Consider the following 1,038-nt stretch of genomic DNA (forward strand, 5'->3'; position numbering starts at 1 on the left):
AAACTCAACTCGGCGGTGTTCCCGGGCCAGCAGGGCGGCCCGCTCACCTCCGGCCTGCGCATCGGCACCGCCGCGCTGGCCACCGGCGACACCGAGTTCACCGAGGTCGCCGAGATCATCGCCGCCACCCTCGCCGGCACCGCCGACACCGAGTCCCTGCGCGCCCGGGTCTCCAAGCTGGCCCAGAGCGTCCCGCTCTACCAGGGCCTCGAGGACTGGCGCCTGCTCGGCTGAGCCGACACCACGAAACGCCCTCGGCGACCGAAGTTCTCGGTCTCCGAGGGCGGTTCGCCAACTCAGGGCATTTACGCGGCCGGATCGGCTGGCATGCGCACCAAGTGGCCGCCGATATCGGCAAGCAGTTCGAGTTTCCCGCCGAGTGCGGCAACGTAGGCGGCAATGGCTGCCACGGTGGCGACTTCGCCCCGCTCGATCTGGGACACCCGTCCCGGGCTGACGCCCATGATCTCGGCCAGGCCGGCCTGCGTGAACTTCAGGCGCTGACGTTCTTCGGCGAGCTGATAGCCCCACTGCTCGGCCATGATCGCCCCACGCCGCCGCGCAGCTTCGTCGTCGCTCACGCGTTTGCGGTAGGCATCCCGATCCCACTTCTTGAAACTGCTCATCGAAGCTCCGATCCTCTTCCTTCGCCTTCCTTCGCCGCCGCCAGCAGATCCGCCAGCGAGGACACGAACACCACTTCGCTCCTTGGTGAGCTGTCGGGCCGATGCCGATGTCGGCGAGTAGTTCGGGCTTCTGACCCGAGGCGGTGGCGAAGCAGTCGTAGCGACGGCGTCAGCGCCTCATGCAATGTGCTGCAATGGAATTCACTCTTCGGTCCAGGTCGTCCAGGTGCCGGTGGTGAGTGCCAGTTGGAACGGCTCGGGGAGTTCGATCTGGTCGCCGAATTTCCACTGGCGCTGGTTGTCATAGGTACCCGTGGGGCGCTCGGGAGACCAGAACAGAGTGGCGGAGCCGACCTGGGGGTCTCGGTCTATCAGGAGATAGAAGGGGACGCCGGAGGCGGCGTAGCCGTTC

The 1,038-nt window shown here is 66.8% G+C and carries 2 protein-coding genes and 1 pseudogene; 1 reads left to right on the plus strand and 2 read right to left on the minus strand.

Annotation, left to right across the window (positions count from 1 at the left end):
- A pseudogene (locus tag ACFWPJ_RS33715) lies at positions 1 to 234 on the plus strand (serine hydroxymethyltransferase); the annotation flags it as partial.
- Between the two features lie 71 nt (positions 235 to 305).
- Here the strand turns inward: ACFWPJ_RS33715 and ACFWPJ_RS33720 are convergent.
- Together ACFWPJ_RS33720 and ACFWPJ_RS33725 are read right to left on the minus strand one after the other, a co-directional pair.
- Entirely contained in the window at positions 306 to 626 is a 321-nt protein-coding gene (locus ACFWPJ_RS33720; protein WP_378857694.1) for a helix-turn-helix transcriptional regulator, read from the minus strand.
- 201 nt (positions 627 to 827) lie between these two features.
- Positions 828 to 1,038, minus strand: a 211-nt coding sequence (locus ACFWPJ_RS33725; protein WP_378857696.1) for a hypothetical protein, incomplete at its 5' end; no start/stop codon positions are given.

The sequence above is a fragment of the Nocardia sp. NPDC058497 genome, assembly GCF_042720195.1.
In the GTDB taxonomy this organism is placed as follows: Bacteria; Actinomycetota; Actinomycetes; order Mycobacteriales; family Mycobacteriaceae; genus Nocardia.